General features: G+C 68.8%; 14 protein-coding genes. 8 read left to right on the forward strand and 6 right to left on the reverse strand.

Translation table 11 applies throughout. From position 1 onward, the window contains the following. The first annotated feature begins 7 nt into the window (after positions 1-7). From AB6807_RS28390 to AB6807_RS28405, 4 genes are all read left to right on the forward strand, one after another. Positions 8-1,282: a helix-turn-helix domain-containing protein gene (locus AB6807_RS28390; protein ID WP_371087165.1), complete on the forward strand. Its 1,275-nt coding sequence runs from the start codon at positions 8-10 to the stop codon at positions 1,280-1,282. Positions 1,283-1,328: 46 nt separating this feature from the next. Continuing rightward, positions 1,329-2,072, forward strand: a complete 744-nt coding sequence (locus AB6807_RS28395) for a hypothetical protein (RefSeq protein ID WP_371087166.1) — start codon at positions 1,329-1,331, stop codon at positions 2,070-2,072. A 66-nt stretch (positions 2,073-2,138) separates the two neighbouring features. Continuing rightward, positions 2,139-2,948 carry a DUF899 domain-containing protein gene (locus AB6807_RS28400; RefSeq protein ID WP_371087167.1) on the forward strand — a complete coding sequence of 270 codons (810 nt, stop codon included), beginning with the start codon at positions 2,139-2,141 and terminating at the stop codon, positions 2,946-2,948. A gap of 30 nt (positions 2,949-2,978) precedes the next feature. Beyond that, on the forward strand, positions 2,979-3,623 hold the full coding sequence (locus AB6807_RS28405) for a hypothetical protein (RefSeq protein WP_371087168.1): 645 nt from the start codon (positions 2,979-2,981) through the stop codon (positions 3,621-3,623). On the opposite strand, the gene AB6807_RS28410 is transcribed toward AB6807_RS28405, so the two are convergent. Next, on the reverse strand, positions 3,614-4,387 hold the full coding sequence (locus AB6807_RS28410; protein WP_371087169.1) for a helix-turn-helix transcriptional regulator: 774 nt from the start codon (positions 4,385-4,387) through the stop codon (positions 3,614-3,616). The genes AB6807_RS28405 and AB6807_RS28410 overlap by 10 nt on opposite strands. A gap of 102 nt (positions 4,388-4,489) precedes the next feature. Between AB6807_RS28410 and AB6807_RS28415 the strand changes: the two genes are divergently transcribed. Next, a complete protein-coding gene (locus tag AB6807_RS28415) occupies positions 4,490-5,722 on the forward strand; it encodes an MFS transporter (protein WP_371087170.1) in 1,233 nt (410 codons plus the stop codon). 318 nt (positions 5,723-6,040) lie between these two features. Then, a complete protein-coding gene (locus tag AB6807_RS28420) occupies positions 6,041-9,202 on the forward strand; it encodes an autotransporter outer membrane beta-barrel domain-containing protein (RefSeq protein ID WP_371087171.1) in 3,162 nt (1,053 codons plus the stop codon). A gap of 43 nt (positions 9,203-9,245) precedes the next feature. Here AB6807_RS28420 and AB6807_RS28425 read toward each other — a convergent pair whose 3' ends face one another. Both AB6807_RS28425 and AB6807_RS28430 read right to left on the reverse strand, forming a co-directional pair. Beyond that, complete coding sequence (locus tag AB6807_RS28425; protein WP_371087172.1) at positions 9,246-9,797, reverse strand: flavin reductase family protein; 552 nt, start codon at positions 9,795-9,797, stop codon at positions 9,246-9,248. Next, the gene (locus AB6807_RS28430; RefSeq protein WP_371087173.1) at positions 9,794-11,074 is read right to left on the reverse strand and encodes an acyl-CoA dehydrogenase family protein; all 1,281 of its coding nucleotides are present in this window, start codon (positions 11,072-11,074) and stop codon (positions 9,794-9,796) included. The genes AB6807_RS28425 and AB6807_RS28430 overlap by 4 nt, the downstream gene beginning before the upstream one ends. A gap of 308 nt (positions 11,075-11,382) precedes the next feature. On the opposite strand from AB6807_RS28430, the gene AB6807_RS28435 reads away from it, so the two are divergent. Further along, on the forward strand, positions 11,383-12,057 hold the full coding sequence (locus tag AB6807_RS28435) for a TetR/AcrR family transcriptional regulator (protein ID WP_371087174.1): 675 nt from the start codon (positions 11,383-11,385) through the stop codon (positions 12,055-12,057). A gap of 64 nt (positions 12,058-12,121) precedes the next feature. After that, positions 12,122-12,433, forward strand: coding sequence for a hypothetical protein (locus AB6807_RS28440; protein ID WP_371087175.1), 312 nt, complete (start codon positions 12,122-12,124; stop codon positions 12,431-12,433). Positions 12,434-12,490: 57 nt separating this feature from the next. On the opposite strand, the gene AB6807_RS28445 is transcribed toward AB6807_RS28440, so the two are convergent. The 3 genes from AB6807_RS28445 to AB6807_RS28455 all read right to left on the reverse strand — a co-directional run bounded on the left by AB6807_RS28445 (position 12,491) and on the right by AB6807_RS28455 (position 14,177). After that, entirely contained in the window at positions 12,491-13,153 is a 663-nt protein-coding gene (locus tag AB6807_RS28445; protein ID WP_371087176.1) for a tRNA-uridine aminocarboxypropyltransferase, read from the reverse strand. 164 nt (positions 13,154-13,317) lie between these two features. Continuing rightward, positions 13,318-13,671, reverse strand: a complete 354-nt coding sequence (locus AB6807_RS28450) for a hypothetical protein (RefSeq protein ID WP_371087177.1) — start codon at positions 13,669-13,671, stop codon at positions 13,318-13,320. A gap of 44 nt (positions 13,672-13,715) precedes the next feature. Beyond that, positions 13,716-14,177, reverse strand: a complete 462-nt coding sequence (locus AB6807_RS28455) for a DUF4259 domain-containing protein (protein WP_371087178.1) — start codon at positions 14,175-14,177, stop codon at positions 13,716-13,718. Between the last annotated feature and the right edge of the window lie 897 nt (positions 14,178-15,074).

Raw genomic sequence — 15,074 nt, forward strand, 5'->3', positions numbered from 1 at the left:
TTTCCGCATGGACTCGCTCATCGCCGCCTCCGCCCGCGCACTGGCCGCGGGCGACGCGCTGGGCGCGCTCAAGCGCGTGGCGCTGCGCGACGATCCGCCCGCGCTGGCGCTGCGCGGCATCGCGATGGCGCAGCTCGGCGAGCTCACCCGCGCGCGCGAGCTGTTGCGGCGCGCCGCCAGCGGCTTCGGCGCGCATGAAGAACTGGCGCGCGCACGCTGCGTCGTCGCCGAGGCCGAGGTGGCACTGGCCATGCGCGACCTCGGCGGCACCCCGCGCGCGCTCGAAGCGGCCGCCCTTGCGCTGGAGGCGCGCGCCGACCATGCCAACGCGCTGCAGGCGCGGCTGATCGCGGCGCGCCGGCTGCTGCTGCTCGGGCGGCTCGACGCGGCTTCGGCCGCGCTGGCACGGCTCGACGCGCGCGGCCTGCCGCCGGCCCTGGCCGCCGTGGCCGAGCTGAGCGCCGCCGAGCTCGCGCTGCGCTCGCTGCGCATCGACACCGCACGCACCGCGCTCGCGCGCGCCCAGGAGGCCGCCGAGCGCGCTCGCGTGCCGGCGCTGCTGGCAGAGGTGGCGGAAATGCGCGCCGTGCTCGAGCGCCCCGCCGCCCGGCGGCTGTGCCGTGGCAGCGAGCAGGTGCTGCGGCTCGACGAGGTGGCGGCGCTGCTCGGCTCCGGCGCGCTGGTGGTCGATGCCTGCCGTCGCGCGGTCGGAACGGGCAAGGGTGCAGTGGCCACCTGGCAGTCGCTCGCCCGGCGGCCGGTGCTGTTCGCGCTGGCCCGCGCGCTGGCCGAGGCGTGGCCCGGCGACGTCGAGCGCGAGGCGCTGATCGCCGACGCGTTCCGCACCCGCCACCCCGACGAAACGCACCGCGCACGGCTGCGCGTCGAAATCGGCCGGCTGCGCGCGCTGGTCAAGCCCATGGCGCGCGTGGAGGCGACGCCGCGCGGCTTCGCACTCGTGCCGCACGCCCCGGCGTTGGTGCCACACGCCGCGGGGCTCGTGCCAGGCGGCACGCGCGACGTGGTCGTGCTCGCGCCGCCCATCGACGGCGAGCAGGGCGCGCTGGTGGCGCTGCTGTCCGACGGCGCGGCGTGGTCGACCTCGGCGCTCGCGCTGGCGCTGGACGCCAGCCAGCGCACGGTGCAGCGCGCGCTGGCCGAGCTGGAGGCCGAGGGCCGCGTGCGCGCCATCGGCCAGGCGCGGGCGCGGCGCTGGCTGGCGCCGCCGCTAGCGGGATTCACGACGATCTTGTTACTCCCCGCTGCGCTGCCTATTGAATAGAGTTGTCTCCAGGCGCCGATCCACGGCGCACCACCAGGAGCCAACGATGACCTGCAACACAGCCACGGACAGCCGCGAGGCCGCTTCCTTCGCTTCAGACCTCTCGGAATCTTCCGCCCCGTGCCAGGCCGCGGAAATCGTGCGCGAGTACGGTCCCTTCGCCCGCAGTGATATCAATACCGACAGCGGCACCGATACCGGCAGCGTGAACGGCGTCACCCACGACGGCCAACGCGTCTGGGCCGCGCTGGGCGCGCAGCTGCTCGCCTTCGACCCCGCCAGCGGCGAACCCGTGCGCACGCTCGACCTTGCCTGCGACGCCGGCACCGCCTTCGACGGCAAGCACCTCTACCAGATCGCCGATTCGCGCATCGACAAGATCGACCCCGCCAGCGGCGCCGTGCTGGCGTCGATTCCGGCGCCCGGCCACGGCGGCGACTCGGGCCTCACCTGGGCCGAGGGCAGCCTGTGGGTGGGCGCATACCGCGACCGCAAGATCCACCAGGTCGACCCCGAGACCGGCGCCGTGGTGCGCACCATCGAGTCGACCCGCTTCGTCACCGGCGTCACCTGGGTCGACGGCGAGCTGTGGCACGGCACGTGGGAAGGCGACGACAGCGACATCCGCCGCATCGACCCGAAGAGCGGTGCCGTGCTGGCGCGCCTGCAGATGCCCAGCGGCGTGGGTGTGAGCGGGCTGGAGTCCGACGGGGCCGACCTGTTCTATTGCGGTGGCGGCGGCAGCGGCAAGGTGCGCGCGGTGCGCCGGCCGAAGAGCGCGCGGCGCTGAGCGCGCGGGCTTGGTCACGCGGACTTGATCCCGCCGCCGGCATTCATCTGTCACAGGAGCAACACCATGAACACCACCATGACCGAAACAGGTACCGCCGGCCACGCCGTCGTCTCGAACGAGCGCTGGCTGGCCGAACGCCGCGCGCTGCTCGCGCGCGAGAAGGAACTGATGCGCCTGCACGACGAGCTCGCCCGCGAGCGCCGCGCGCTGCCGTGGGAGCGCGTGGACAAGCCCTATGTGTTCGACACGCCGCAGGGCCCGCACACGCTGGCTGAGCTGTTCGGCGGCCGGCGCCAGTTGCTGGTGCAGCACTTCATGCTCGGCCCGGACTGGGCCGAAGGCTGCCCGAGCTGCAGCTACATGGCCGACCACGTCGACGGCATGAACGTGCACCTGGCGCAGCGCGACATCCAGTTCGTGGCCGTCTCGCGCGCGCCGCTGGCGCAGATCGAGCGCTTTCGCGCGCGCATGGGCTGGCGCTTCGACTGGGTGTCGTCGCACGGCAGCGACTTCAACTTCGACTTCGGCGTGAGCTTCACGCCCGAGCAGCTCGCGGACGGGCCGGTTGGCTACAACTACCGCATGCAGTCGTTCCCGGGGCAGGAGGCGCCGGGCGTCAGCGTGTTCTACCGGAACGACGCGGACGGGACGAACGACGCGGCCGGCGCCGGCGACGTCTTCCACACCTATTCCACCTACGGCCGCGGCGTGGAAGTGATGATGGGCGCCTACGCCCTGATGGACCTCGTGCCCGAGGGGCGCGGCGAACGCGACGTGCCGCACAAGATGGAATGGGTGCGCCACCACGACCGCTACGCGCCGGCCGAGGGCGATGCCAAGGCGGCGGCCGGCGCCTGCTGCTCGCACCGCTGACGCGCAGCAACCTCGGCGTGTGAGACCTTCATGGCAAACCTGTGGCCATGGCTGGCGGTCGCCGGGGTCGGCGCGCTGCACGGGCTGAACCCGGCCACCGGCTGGATGCTCGCCGCCGCCGTGGGGCTGCGCTCGCACGACCGGGCACAGGCGCTGCGTGCGCTGCTGCCCCTCGCGCTCGGGCATGTCGCGTCGGTCGCGTGCGTGGCCGCCGCGGTGGTGCTCGGGCTGTCGATGGACCGGGTGCTGCTGCAGACGGTGGCGGGCGTGTTGCTGGTCGGCGTGGTGGGGTTGCACCTGGCAAGGCGCAGGGTGGGGCACATGCCGGGCCGGGCCCGTGGCGCCTCGGCTTACGCAGGCCTGGCAGCTCACGCAGGCCACGCAGGCCTGGCGCTGTGGTCTTTCATGATGTCCACCGCCCACGGCGCCGGCCTGATGCTGGTGCCCGCGCTGGTCCCGCTGTGCATGGGCGATGCGGCGGCGGCGCGCCCGGCCGGCGCATCGGGCTCGCTGCTGCTGGCGCTCGCTGCCGTTAGCGTTCACTCCGCGGCGATGCTCGTGGTGACGGGGCTTGTCGCTCTCGGGGTGTGCCGCGGTGTCGACGCGGGTGCCGGCTGGCTGCGGTTCTTCGCGAGAGCCCGCGGGCCGGCGTTCAAGGCAACGCGTCAGCGGTAGAAGTTCGAAGGCGAAGTCTTGAAGTGCCGCTTGAACATCGCGGCGAACGCGCTCGGGCTGGCGTACCCGCAGTCCAGCGCCACGTCGATGAGCTTGTCGCCCTCCGCGATCTTGCGCAGCGCGTGCAGCAGCCGCGCCTGCTCCCGCCATTGCGCGAAGGTCATGCCCGTCTGCTTCGCGAACAGCCGGTGCAGGGTTCGCTCGGCCACGCCGATCGAGCGCGCCCAGTCGGCCGCGCTCGATGCGTCCGAAGGCCGCCGCGACAAGGCATCGCAAATCGACCGCAGCCGCGCGTCGACGGGCATCGGCAGGTGCAGCGGAATGGTGCTGGACACCCGCAGCTCGCAGACCAGCAAGTCCAGCAGCAGGGCGTCGCGGCCCTCGACGGCATCGGTCGGCGAGATCCGGACCGCCTCGACCAGCAGTTCGCGCAGCAGCGGCGACACGTTGATGACGCAGCTGTCTTGCGGAAGGCTCGCGATCTTGGTTTCGTCGATGTAGGCGGTGCGCATCAGCACGTCGCCGGACATCGTCACGCTGTGCCGCAGCCCCGCGACCATCCACAGCGCCCGGTTCGGCGGCACGACCCAGGAGCCCACGTCCGAGTGCACCACCATCACGCCATCGGTCGCGTACAGCAGTTGCCCCCTCGGGTGGGTGTGCCAGCCGGTGGACGAGCCCGTGGGCCACATGCTTTCCATCACCGAGATGGCGCGTGGCAGGTTGTCGTAGTGCTGGTGCTCGTTCGTTGGATGCGGGTGCATGGCAGAAACTCTACAGCCACTGGCAGATCAGCGCGCGACTGCCTTCTCGCTTCGCCGTACGCTCGGGTTTTTGCCTCTTTCGCCGGTGTCGCCGGCATGTTCATGACTGTGAAATCTGCAACCCTCGGCGCCCCCGCTGCGCCGCTCACCGAGCCGAAAGCCCACGGCTTTCTCTTGCCCATCGTTGGCGGCGCGGCCTTCGCCCACCTGCTCAACGACCTGATCCAGGCGATGCTGCCGTCGATCTTTCCGTTGCTGAAGCAGAACTTCTCGCTCAGCTTCGGCCAGATCGGCCTCATCGCCCTCGTGTACCAGGTGACCGCGTCGCTGCTGCAGCCCTGGGTGGGCATGTACACCGACAAGCACCCCAAGCCCTACCTGCTGCCCTCGGGCATGGTGATGACCTTGATTGGCGTCGCGCTGATCGCCGTCGCCGGCTCCTTCCCGATGCTGCTGGTGGCGGCGGCCGTGGTGGGCGTGGGTTCGGCCACCTTCCACCCCGAGGCCTCGCGCATCGCGCGCCTGGCGTCGGGCGGGCGGTTCGGCACGGCGCAATCGACCTTCCAGGTGGGTGGCAACACCGGCAGCGCCATCGGGCCGCTGCTCACGGCCGCCATCGTCATTCCGCACGGGCAGGGCGCTGTCGCGTGGTTCATGCTGGTGGCTGTGCTTGCCATTCTTGTGCTCTACCGGCTCACCGGCTGGGTGGTGCACCACGGGCAGGCGAAGGCGAAAAGCCTGGCGCGCAGCCATGGCGAAGGCCTGTCGCGTCCGCAGGTGATTCGCGCCGTGGTCGTCATCTGCATCCTGATGTTCGCAAAGTTCGTCTATATCGCGTCTTTCACCAACTACTTCACGTTCTATCTCATCGAGCGCTTCAGCCTGAGCGTGCAGCAAAGCCAGCTTTACCTGTTCGTTTTCCTGGCCGCCGTGGCCGCCGGCACTTTCGCTGGCGGACCGGTGGGGGACCGCATCGGCCGCAAGGCGGTCATCTGGATTTCGTTTCTCGGCGTGGCGCCGTTCGCGCTCGCGCTGCCGTACGCGGACCAGTTCTGGACGGCCGTGCTGGCGGTGGTCGTGGGCCTGGTGATGTCGTCGGCGTTCGCCGCGCTCGTGGTCTACGCGCAGGAGGCGGTGCCCGGCCGCGTGGGTCTGGTCTCGGGCCTGATGTTCGGCTTGATGTTCGGCATCGGCGGCATCGGCGCCGCCGGCCTTGGCGAACTGGCGGACGTGAAGGGCATCGTGTGGGTCTACGGCGTCACGTCGTTCCTGCCGTTGCTGGGGCTGGCGACCGCGTTCCTTCCCACGCCAGGGAAAAAGCCCCGGCCCGACTGAGCGACGCCGACGGGCACTGAGGACGCCGCACAGGCGTCTCCCCAACTGAGTACTTTTGCACCCATCGAGAAACATCGGTTACTTCTCGAAGCAGTTCAGGGTAGATGCGTCACAAGACCGTCATCTGCGACCCAACGCGAGTGAAAACGGGCCTTCCAGGCGACTCGGGAGGTACCCGTTATCGGGCATATCGCCAGTTGCTACGCGTACTTACATTTTTGACTTGCAAATTCGAAATCACGGCGTGTGGAGGAGCAAGCCATTGCTGTCGCACGTGGGCGCCTGCCCGATCAGGTAACGAAGGAACAAGTTGAAGCCATGAACAAGATTTTTCGGACCCTCTGGAATCCCACGCTCGGCACCTGGGTCGCCGCCCCCGAAATCTCGCGCGGTCACGCGCGGTCTTCCTCGAAATCTTCTTCCGGCACGCGTGCCGTGGCGATGGCTGTCGCCCTGGTGTGCGCCGGCCCCGCGCTGGCCGCGGGCGGTGCGGGCGGCCAGCCCGTCGGCGAGCCGATGCTGCATGCGGGCGCTGGCGGCAGCGACGGCAACGGCGGCAGCGGCGGCCTCAACGATTCGATGGTAGGCGCCAGCGGCGGCAACGGCGGCGCTTCGACGCCGGCCGGTGTCTTGGCCGGCAGCGACGCAGTAAAGGGCACCTTCACGAACGCCACGCCGGGCACCGGCGGCGCCGCAGGCACCACCAGCACCGCCGTGAGCCCAGGTGTGTTCCAGGGCGACAACGGTGCCGTGGGCCAGTCGCAAACCGGCGGCTTCGGCGCGGGCGACGGCTACGGCGGCGGCGGTGGCGGTGGCTTCCAGGGCGCGACGATTCCCACCAACGCAACCTCGTCCACCGACAGCTACACCGGCGGCAACGGCGGCGCGGGCGGCCAGGGCTACTGGGCCGCGGGCGGTGGTGGTGCCGGCGGCTACGGCGCGATCCTGAACGGCGCGCTCGCCAACTTCACCCATTCCGGCCCGGCCGTCGGCGGCGTCGGCGGCGCGGGCGGCGATGCCTACTCGCAAGGCGGCGGCGGCGGCAGCGGCGGGGGCGGGTTCTACCTGAACGCCGCCGCGCAAGGGCTCACCTTCACCAACCTCTGCCTCATCGCCGGTGGCGCAGGCGGCGTGGGCGGTGCCGGTGGCACCACGCTCACGCCGGCCCAGCTCAATGCATCCGGCGGCGGCGGCGGCGCGGGCGGCATCGGCCTCACGCTGGCCGGCAGCGCCATCACCGTGAACAACGCCGCCCGCATCCTTGGCGGTGCCGGGGGCGCGGGCGGTGACGGCGGCGGCGGCGCGACCGGCAACGGCGCACCGGGCGCGGGCGGCGACGGCGGCATCGGCCTTTCGTCGCAGGGCGCCGGCGGCGCGGTCAGCAACACCGGCACCATCGCGGGCGGTGCAGGGGGCGTGGGCGGGGTCGGCAACAACGGCGGCGCGCCGGGCACGACGGGCGCCACAGGCGCGGGCGGCGTCGGCCTGCTGGGCTCGAACCTGGCGGTGACCAACAGCGGCACCATCGCCGGCGGGATGGGCGGCGACGGCGTCACCCGCGCGTCGGCGGTCGAGTTCACGGGCGGCGCCAACAGCCTCACGCTGCAGACCGGCGCCGTGCTGACGGGCGCCATCGCCATCGACCCCGGCGCCACCGCCAGCGTCATCGCCGGCTCCGACGGCCTCACGGTGGGCAACGCCCTGCTGCTGGGCGGCACCGGCACCATCGACACCAACGGCAACAACCTGAGCTGGACCGGGCCCATCTCGGGCGCGGCCGACCTCATCAAGGCTGGCGCGGGCGTGCTCACGGTGAGCGGCGCCAACACCAACTCGGGCGCCACCAGCGTCGCGGCCGGCACCCTGCGCGCCGGCGCGACCAACACCTTCAGCAACGCCAGCGCCTTCAACGTGGCCAATGGCGCCACGCTCGACCTGGCCGGCTTCAGCCAGACCGTGGCCTCGCTCACCAACAGCGGCACCGTGTCGCTGGTGGGCACGGTGCCCGGCACCACGCTCACCGTGAACGGCCCGTGGGTGGGCAACGGCGGCACCCTGCGCCTGGGCACCGCGCTGGGCACCAGCACCAGCGTGAGCGACCGGCTGGTGCTCAGCGGCGCCACCGCCATCGCCAGCGGCACCACCAACGTGCAGATCGTCAACCTGGGCGGCCTGGGCGGGCTCACCGCGGGCAACGGCATCGAGGTGATCAGCGCCATCAACGGCGCGACCACCTCCGCGCAGACCACCCGCAGCGCCTTCACCCTGGCCGGCGGCCACGTCGATGCCGGCGCCTACCAGTACCGGCTGTACGCGGCGGACGCCAGCGGCGCGGGCGAGAACTGGTACCTGCGCTCGACCGCGACCGTGACGCCGCCCGGAGGTGGCACAGGCACGGGCACGGGCACCGACCCCGGCACGCCCCTCGGCGCGGGCACCGGCACCGGCGCGGGAGCGGGGGCCGGCACCGGCACTGGCACGGGCACCGGCTTCGGCGGCATCGTCGTGCCCACGTACCGCAACGAAGTGGCGCTGTACGCCGCGCTGCCCGAGCAGGTGCGCCAGGCAGGCCTGGCGATGCTGGGCAACCTGCACCAGCGCGTGGGCGACGACGGTGCCAGCGGCGCCAACACCGCCTCGCCCGATCAGGGCTACCGCCAGGCGTGGGGCCGCGTCATCAGCACCGACCGCACCATCGGCCAGTCGGGCACCGTCAGCCCCACGAGCGAAGGGCGCCTCACCGGCTTCCAGGCCGGCACCGACCTGTGGGCCGACCCCAACTGGCGCGTGGGCGTGTACGTCGGCCAGCTCGACGGCACCATGAGCGTGACCGGCTTCGCCGGCGGCCTGCAGAACTACGGCGTGGGCTCCACCGACCTGCGCAACCAGTTCCTGGGCGCCTACGCCACCTGGAAGAACGACAGCGGCCTGTATGTCGACGGCGTGCTGCAGGCCGGGCGCCACCGCTACACCGCGCTGCCCACGCTGGGCTTCGCGAGCTCGGGCAAGGGCAACAGCCTGCTGGCGTCCATCGAGGTGGGCCAGTCGTTTCCCCTCGCGGAAAACTGGAGCATCGAGCCGCAACTGCAGCTGGTGCACCAGCGCGTGAACCTGGACGACACCGGCATCGTTGGCGCCCTAGTGCAGCAGAACAGCCACGACGGCTGGCTGCTGCGCGCGGGCGTGCGCGTGAAGGGCGAGATCGCCACCAGCGCCGGCCTGCTGCAACCGTACGTGCGCGTGAACGTGTACCGCAGCGGCAGCGGCTCCGACGTGACCCGCTTCGTCGGCCCCGCGGCCTACACCGACATCGCCACCGCCACCGGCGGCACCAGCACCGAGCTGGCCGGCGGCGCCACCCTGCACCTGACGCAGAGCACCAGCCTTTATGCGGAGCTGGGCAAGCTGTGGTCGTCGAGCGGAGACGCGCGCATCAAGAGCGGGGTGAACGCGAGCGTGGGTGTGAAGGTGCGGTGGTAGGTGTGGCGATGACAGCAAAGCGCTGAGCGACAGGTCCTGCGCATCACTGCGCGGGCACCTGGATGAACCGCCCTCCCGCGTACACCAGCAGGCTGCCCGCCTGCTGCCGCGCGCCGACCACCTCGCCGAAGATCACCGTGTGCGATGCCACCGCCGTGGCCGTCGACACCCGGCAGTCGAACGCCGCGGCCCGGTTGCTCAGCACGGGCGCGCCCGAGTGCAGCGTGGTCCAGCCGTCGTCCCAGAAGCGGTCGGGCACCGCACCCGTGTTTGTGTTCATGCCGGCAAAGTCGCGCGCGATCTGCTCGTCGCCCGCCGACAGCACGCTCACGCCGAAGAAGCCCGCGCGAATCACGGCGGCGTGCGTTCTCGATGCCTTGTTCAGGCACACCAGCAGCGTCGGCGGCTCGGCCGACACCGACGTCACCGCCGTGGCCGTGCAACCCAGGAACCGGCCTTCGTCGAGCGTGGTGATCACGCACACGCCGGCCGCCAGCCTGCGCATGCTCGCCTTGAAGTCGTGGCCCAGCGTCTCGGGCGCCGCGGGGTGCGCGCGCGCGACGGTTGCCGCGAACAGCGGTGCCGCGACGTTCACAGCGCCACCAGCGGAATGCCGCCGTCCGCGCCCAGCAGCAAGCGGCCGTAGGCTTCCTTGCCGACTTCGGTGGTCACGTAGGCGTGGCGCCCGGCGATCTCGCTGTCGCGCCAGAGCTTGTTCATGATGTTGGGCTCCGCGAAGGCACCCGCGCCGTTGGCCGTCATCAAGATGTCGAAGGCGTCCTTCACCAGCGCGAAGATGTGGCCGGTGTCGTTGCGCACGCGCCCGCGCTGCAGCAGCGACATCACCTCGCCGCGCGCGGCCGCGCCGTCGATGTCCGCGCAGGCGCGCTGCATCAGCAGGTAGGCCAGGTCGATCTTGGTGTCGGCCGAGGCCACGGCGAGCTGGTGCGTGGGCGAGTTCTTCGACTGCGCATAGGTCGTGTACGCCACCGGCTTGTTGGGCAGCCGCTCCAGCGTCAGGTCCATCATGGCGCGCCCCAGGCCCAGCTGCGCGCCCACCAGCACCAGCGCAGCGACCGGCACGAACACCATGTTGGCCAGCGGCTCCGTGTCCTGGTGCGGCGTGGCGAACCTGGCCTCCATCAGGTCGGCGAAGGTCTGGATGCGATGGTCGGGCACGAAGTGGTCGACCACCACGATGGTGTTGCTGCCAGAGCCCTTCATGCCGGTGACGAACCAGGTGTCTTCGATGGTCCATGCCGATGCCGGAATGAGGCCGAGCGCCGGCGTGAAGCCGCCCTCCGGATTCGGCAGAAACATGCCTAGCGTGCCCCAGTCGGCCGCGAACGAACCCGACGCATAGGCCCACCGGCCGCTGACCATGTAGCCGCCTTCCACGCGCTCGGCCTTGCTGCCCGGCGTGAAGATGCCGCAGCACTTGGCGTTCGGGTTCTGGCCGAACACCTCGTCCTGCGCGCGCTGCGAATAGGTGGTGGCGAACCAGGTGCACACGTTGAGCAGCGCGACCGCCCACGACGTGGAGCCGTCGCCGCGGCCCACCTCGGCCACCGTCTCCATCATGGTGCGAAGGTTGGTGCCCAGGCCGCCGTAGCGCCTGGGCACCAGCAGCTTGAACAGGCCCGCCTGCTCGATGGCCTGCATGACGGCGGGCGCGACCTGGCGGTCTTCGGAGGTCTTGGCCGCGTGCTCGCGAATCAGCGGCACGAGGCGCGTGGCGCGCTCGATGACTTCGCGGTTCGGCCGCACCCACTCGTCGGCGTTGACCGCCGGCTGCTTGCGGGGAGGAACGGCTGTGGCGGCTGTGGCCGATGCGGATGTAGCGGCTGCAGGGGGCTTGGCAATGGTGAGCATGTGGATTCCTCGAATGACGTGATGTACCCCGGGGCAAGGCGCCATGCGTTGCCCGGTTTCGTGAAATCGATGCGCATCGATGAAGTGAATCTAGCGCCGGGTCCGCGGGCCGGCCACATCTGTTTCCCTACGTGCCAATGACGATTCGTCATCCTGACGAGGTGTGCGATTCGCCGTGCGAATGAAGTGCCCTGTCGGGCAGGTGCGAACGAAGTGCCCTGTCGGGCACGTGCCGATGGTGCCGCGGCGCAACTGCACCTATATTCGGCGACCCCGATTCACGCGAAACAAGAGGCAGGAGCGCACCGATGGTGGACACCTTCGATCACCGGCCCGACCAACGCCCCGATCACCGGCCTGAAGTGGCCGAGAAACGCCGCGTGCTCATGCGCGCGCGAATCCTCGAGGCCACCGCGCGCACCTTCACCGAGCGGGTGAGCGCGTTTCCCGGCATCGAGGACGTGGCGCGCGAGGCGGGCATTTCGCGCGGCACGTTCTACCGCTACTTCGAGTCGCTGGACGCCGCGATGGTGGCCGCGGGCATCGCGACCAGCGACGCGCTGATGACCGACATCCTGCCGGTCTACGACTTCCTGAAGGAGCCCTGGCAGCGCTTCTCGGTCGGCTTCAGGCTGTACCTCGTGCGCTCGCTGCGCGACCCCAAGCACACCGAGTTCCTGATCCGCATGGACGTGTGGCCGCACGGCTCGCTGGTGGACAAGTACATGTCCGCCGACCTCGCGATGGGGCGCGACAGCGGGCAGTTCGAAGTGGAGAACGTCGAGGCCGCGACCGACTTTTTGAAGGGCGCCTCGGCCGGCACCATCCAGGCGGTGCGACGCGGCGTGGCCGAACCCGAGGCCTACATCGACGCGGCCGTGCACATGGGGCTGCGCAGTTTGGGATGCGACCTGGCGCTGTGTCGCAAGGGCGTGGAGTTTTCTCGCGCGCATGTGGCGAGCCTCGAGTCTCATCGGACCTGAGCGTGGTATCTATTGGGAGTCAAACACTTGCGTGTCGATCGATCGTTTACACATGGGAACCAGCATGACCACCGAGCCGCAGAGTTGGCCGTTCGACAGTCCGCCCAACGCGGCCTGTTTCACGGTGCGGTCCATCGTTGACGGCGAAAAGCCCGTGCTTATGGCATCACGCGATGCGGACGATGGAGGATGGCAGTTTCTGACGGGGGATGCTTTCCACATGGCCGAAGCAATGCTGGTCACTTTGGAGAGCATGGTCGCGCGGGACCAGACGCTGCTTGAGCTTGCGGCAATGCAGCCGGGATGGATGGCTTGGCGTGAGGCGCCCGATGCTCCCTGGAGCCAGCAGGCCGAAGCCCAGCAAACTGACGAGTAAGGCAGCGGGTACAACGCTGGCACGGCGCGAGCCGAAACCGGCTATTCAGCTGGTCACTTAGATGAACCCCGTAACCCTTGGTCGAGAGCAGGACTTATCGGTTCGCGTGTTTCGCTGTCCGCCAGTCTGCTCCAACTGCTCCACAAAGCCGTCGAAGGCATCCAACAAGGGCTGGAACCGCGCCGCACCGCCTTCCAGTTGGCCCAAGGCGTAGCAGGTCGCCTCCAGCGTGGACAGCTGGTCGGGCCCATGGGCTTTGCGGATACGGTAGTGCGAAGGCGGCAGGTTGCGCAGGGCCAAGCGGGGCAACTGTTGCAGCGGCGGGCTTTGGTAGAGCATCTTTCGGCTCTTGCGCCAGGTGCCGTCCAGCACGACCAGCCGCAGGCGCGAAGGGGCTTGCGGCCACTCGCGCGGCAGCGCGGGTGGGACCCGCAGGTCCGGGGCGGTATCTTGCAGACTGTCCGGGTACAGCAGCAGCGTGTGCTTGTCGTCCATCGGCCACACTGGCACGGCAAATGCCTCACCCACCACCAAGCGGCAGTGCGCCAAGCTGAGGTGCAGCAGGCGGGCACTGCCTTTGGCCTGGTGTACCTCTTGCGGGTGCTGCAGCACCAGTACCTCCACCGCGTGGTCGGTGGGCGCGACCCAGCGGCAAATGCAGGCGCTGAGCGGGCGCAGGCAAGCGGTGCACTGGGGGCGTGGGACTGAGGCGGCGGACATGCTGGATTTTATTCAGCGTGCTTGGCCGAACAATGCGTGGGAGGAGATGTCTCTTGGCTTTGGCGCGGCGAGCTGGAGCTTTGGACAATGTTGGAAGACTGCAGTGGGCCCGGACCGACCGTACGCCGTGCTTGAAAGCAGACAGTGCCCTTGGCTGATCAGTTTTATGTCGCGCCTTGCGCTGCGGCTTTCAATACTCTTTCTTTGGCAGTCCGCCACGCCCATTGCATGTTCTCGCGCAGCCGTTGATCGGATTGATCGAGTACCAACTCGGCCATGGAGCGTCGAAAACTCTCCGTCGAAACATTTACCAGCACCTCATACGTACAAGCTGCGACACGATGCTGAATCTCGTTGATCCGGCGAAGATGAGCGGGTTGCGCCAGTTCTTCGGTCTGAGGTACGTAGCTATCGCGGCCAGCGACGGTCAAAGAGTGACCAAGTGCCGTTAGGAAAAGAACTTGGTGTTTGGATGGCAACGACTCCAGCCATTGCCCTTGAACTTCATATTCCGTCATCTTGATTCTTCAGTTGAACGTCAGATTCTGGCTGGCTGCTACCGTTACCGTTCGAGCCTCGTCGCAAGCTGGCTGATTCCGGCAGACCATCGGTTTGATTTGCCTTCAGACCATTGTTGAGCGAGTTCGGAAGAACCGGTGTCTGAAACCCGGGTGATGGCTTGGCGTGCACGAGACGCTAAGGCGCGCACTTCGGGCGTTCGCGTTTTTGCGAGACATGGTGCGGCGTCTGCGCCTGTCGTGGCAGGCCCTTTTCCGTCCGCACTGGCGATAACTTCGGCGGCGGCAACGGCAACAGAACCCGCATCGGCCTCAAGATAGCCAGGACGCAATGCTGCATTGATAGCTTCGGCTATCGTGCCCGCCCCTGCGGACCTCGAGCATTCAATCAGCCAGTCTCGTGCATCGTCGTTGTCAAAGGGGCCTTCGCCCCATGCTCCCGCACTGGCCGAGAAACTCATGGTCAACGCGAACGCAGCCACACCCGCGTACTTCAGATTTCTCACTCGACTCCTCCGTGTGCTCCATTCCACCGAGCAGGTCAGGCCCTGTGGCTGCGCGCATCAGTATTTTGACCTCGGCACGACTGACCGGTGTTGGCCGCTTGCAGTCCGTTGCTCATTGAGCGCCTTCAAGGGCGACGATGTACGGCAGGACTTGCGGATGGGCCTGAACCCACTGTTCGCCCAAAACTGCCGCTACGGAGCCCGAACCGGTGACGCTCACGATTGACCCGAACTTGGATGCAGCCTGCAGCAGGTCATGCGCCGCATGCATCGCGTTCTCGCTTGCAGCCGCCTGCGGCTCCCCAGCTTCGATGCCCCATTCCTTCTGAATCGCCGCGATGAGCTTGCCAGCGGCCGTCTCAAGAGGCGTTCATGAACGTGTCATAGGTGCAAATCCAACCTGCTGAGGAAGGTCTGGTTCTGGCCGACGGCCGTCGTCCTAACGAAGATGCCAACTGCCCGAGGGAAAGGATATTTCAATCCTCGTCCTGGGGCGGTCCTGGTTCGACAACCCATTGCTCTTGAGGCCCCGCGCGAGTGGCCTGATATCCGGGCACAAGGTCTGCGAGCTCAACTATTCCAGGGTCGATTTCCAGAACATGGCCTAGTCCAGCAAGCGCAAGGTCTTCCAGGTCCTCGCTGACTCCGTCCAGGAACTGCCATCCGTGATCATCCTTGTCATGTGAAACAAGCAGGATCGGTCTGCTGCGATTCAAGACGCTTTTCGAGAAGACGGTTGCGCAGTTTCGGGGTTGGTCGAATGGCCACTTCATGGTGTCGCTGGTATGTCCTGGTAGGGCTGACGTAGCTCCAAATGACCGCTTCTCTGATCGGGCCATTTTGTCAAGCGCAGAGTATCTCGGTATTTGGCTTCGTCGAACAGAACGTCTCGGTGCA

Origin of the sequence: Variovorax sp. RCC_210 (assembly GCF_041355175.1) — a bacterium.
Taxonomy (GTDB): domain Bacteria; phylum Pseudomonadota; class Gammaproteobacteria; order Burkholderiales; family Burkholderiaceae_C; genus Variovorax.

Coding starts and splice junctions, on each gene's coding strand:
- AB6807_RS28390 (WP_371087165.1), top strand. CDS start 8: ATGGACTCGCTCATCGCCGCCTCCGCCCGCGCACTGGCCGCGGGCGAC.
- AB6807_RS28395 (WP_371087166.1), top strand. CDS start 1,329: ATGACCTGCAACACAGCCACGGACAGCCGCGAGGCCGCTTCCTTCGCT.
- AB6807_RS28400 (WP_371087167.1), top strand. CDS start 2,139: ATGAACACCACCATGACCGAAACAGGTACCGCCGGCCACGCCGTCGTC.
- AB6807_RS28405 (WP_371087168.1), top strand. CDS start 2,979: ATGGCAAACCTGTGGCCATGGCTGGCGGTCGCCGGGGTCGGCGCGCTG.
- AB6807_RS28410 (WP_371087169.1), bottom strand. CDS start 4,387: ATGCACCCGCATCCAACGAACGAGCACCAGCACTACGACAACCTGCCA.
- AB6807_RS28415 (WP_371087170.1), top strand. CDS start 4,490: ATGACTGTGAAATCTGCAACCCTCGGCGCCCCCGCTGCGCCGCTCACC.
- AB6807_RS28420 (WP_371087171.1), top strand. CDS start 6,041: ATGAACAAGATTTTTCGGACCCTCTGGAATCCCACGCTCGGCACCTGG.
- AB6807_RS28430 (WP_371087173.1), bottom strand. CDS start 11,074: ATGCTCACCATTGCCAAGCCCCCTGCAGCCGCTACATCCGCATCGGCC.
- AB6807_RS28435 (WP_371087174.1), top strand. CDS start 11,383: ATGGTGGACACCTTCGATCACCGGCCCGACCAACGCCCCGATCACCGG.
- AB6807_RS28440 (WP_371087175.1), top strand. CDS start 12,122: ATGACCACCGAGCCGCAGAGTTGGCCGTTCGACAGTCCGCCCAACGCG.
- AB6807_RS28445 (WP_371087176.1), bottom strand. CDS start 13,153: ATGTCCGCCGCCTCAGTCCCACGCCCCCAGTGCACCGCTTGCCTGCGC.
- AB6807_RS28450 (WP_371087177.1), bottom strand. CDS start 13,671: ATGACGGAATATGAAGTTCAAGGGCAATGGCTGGAGTCGTTGCCATCC.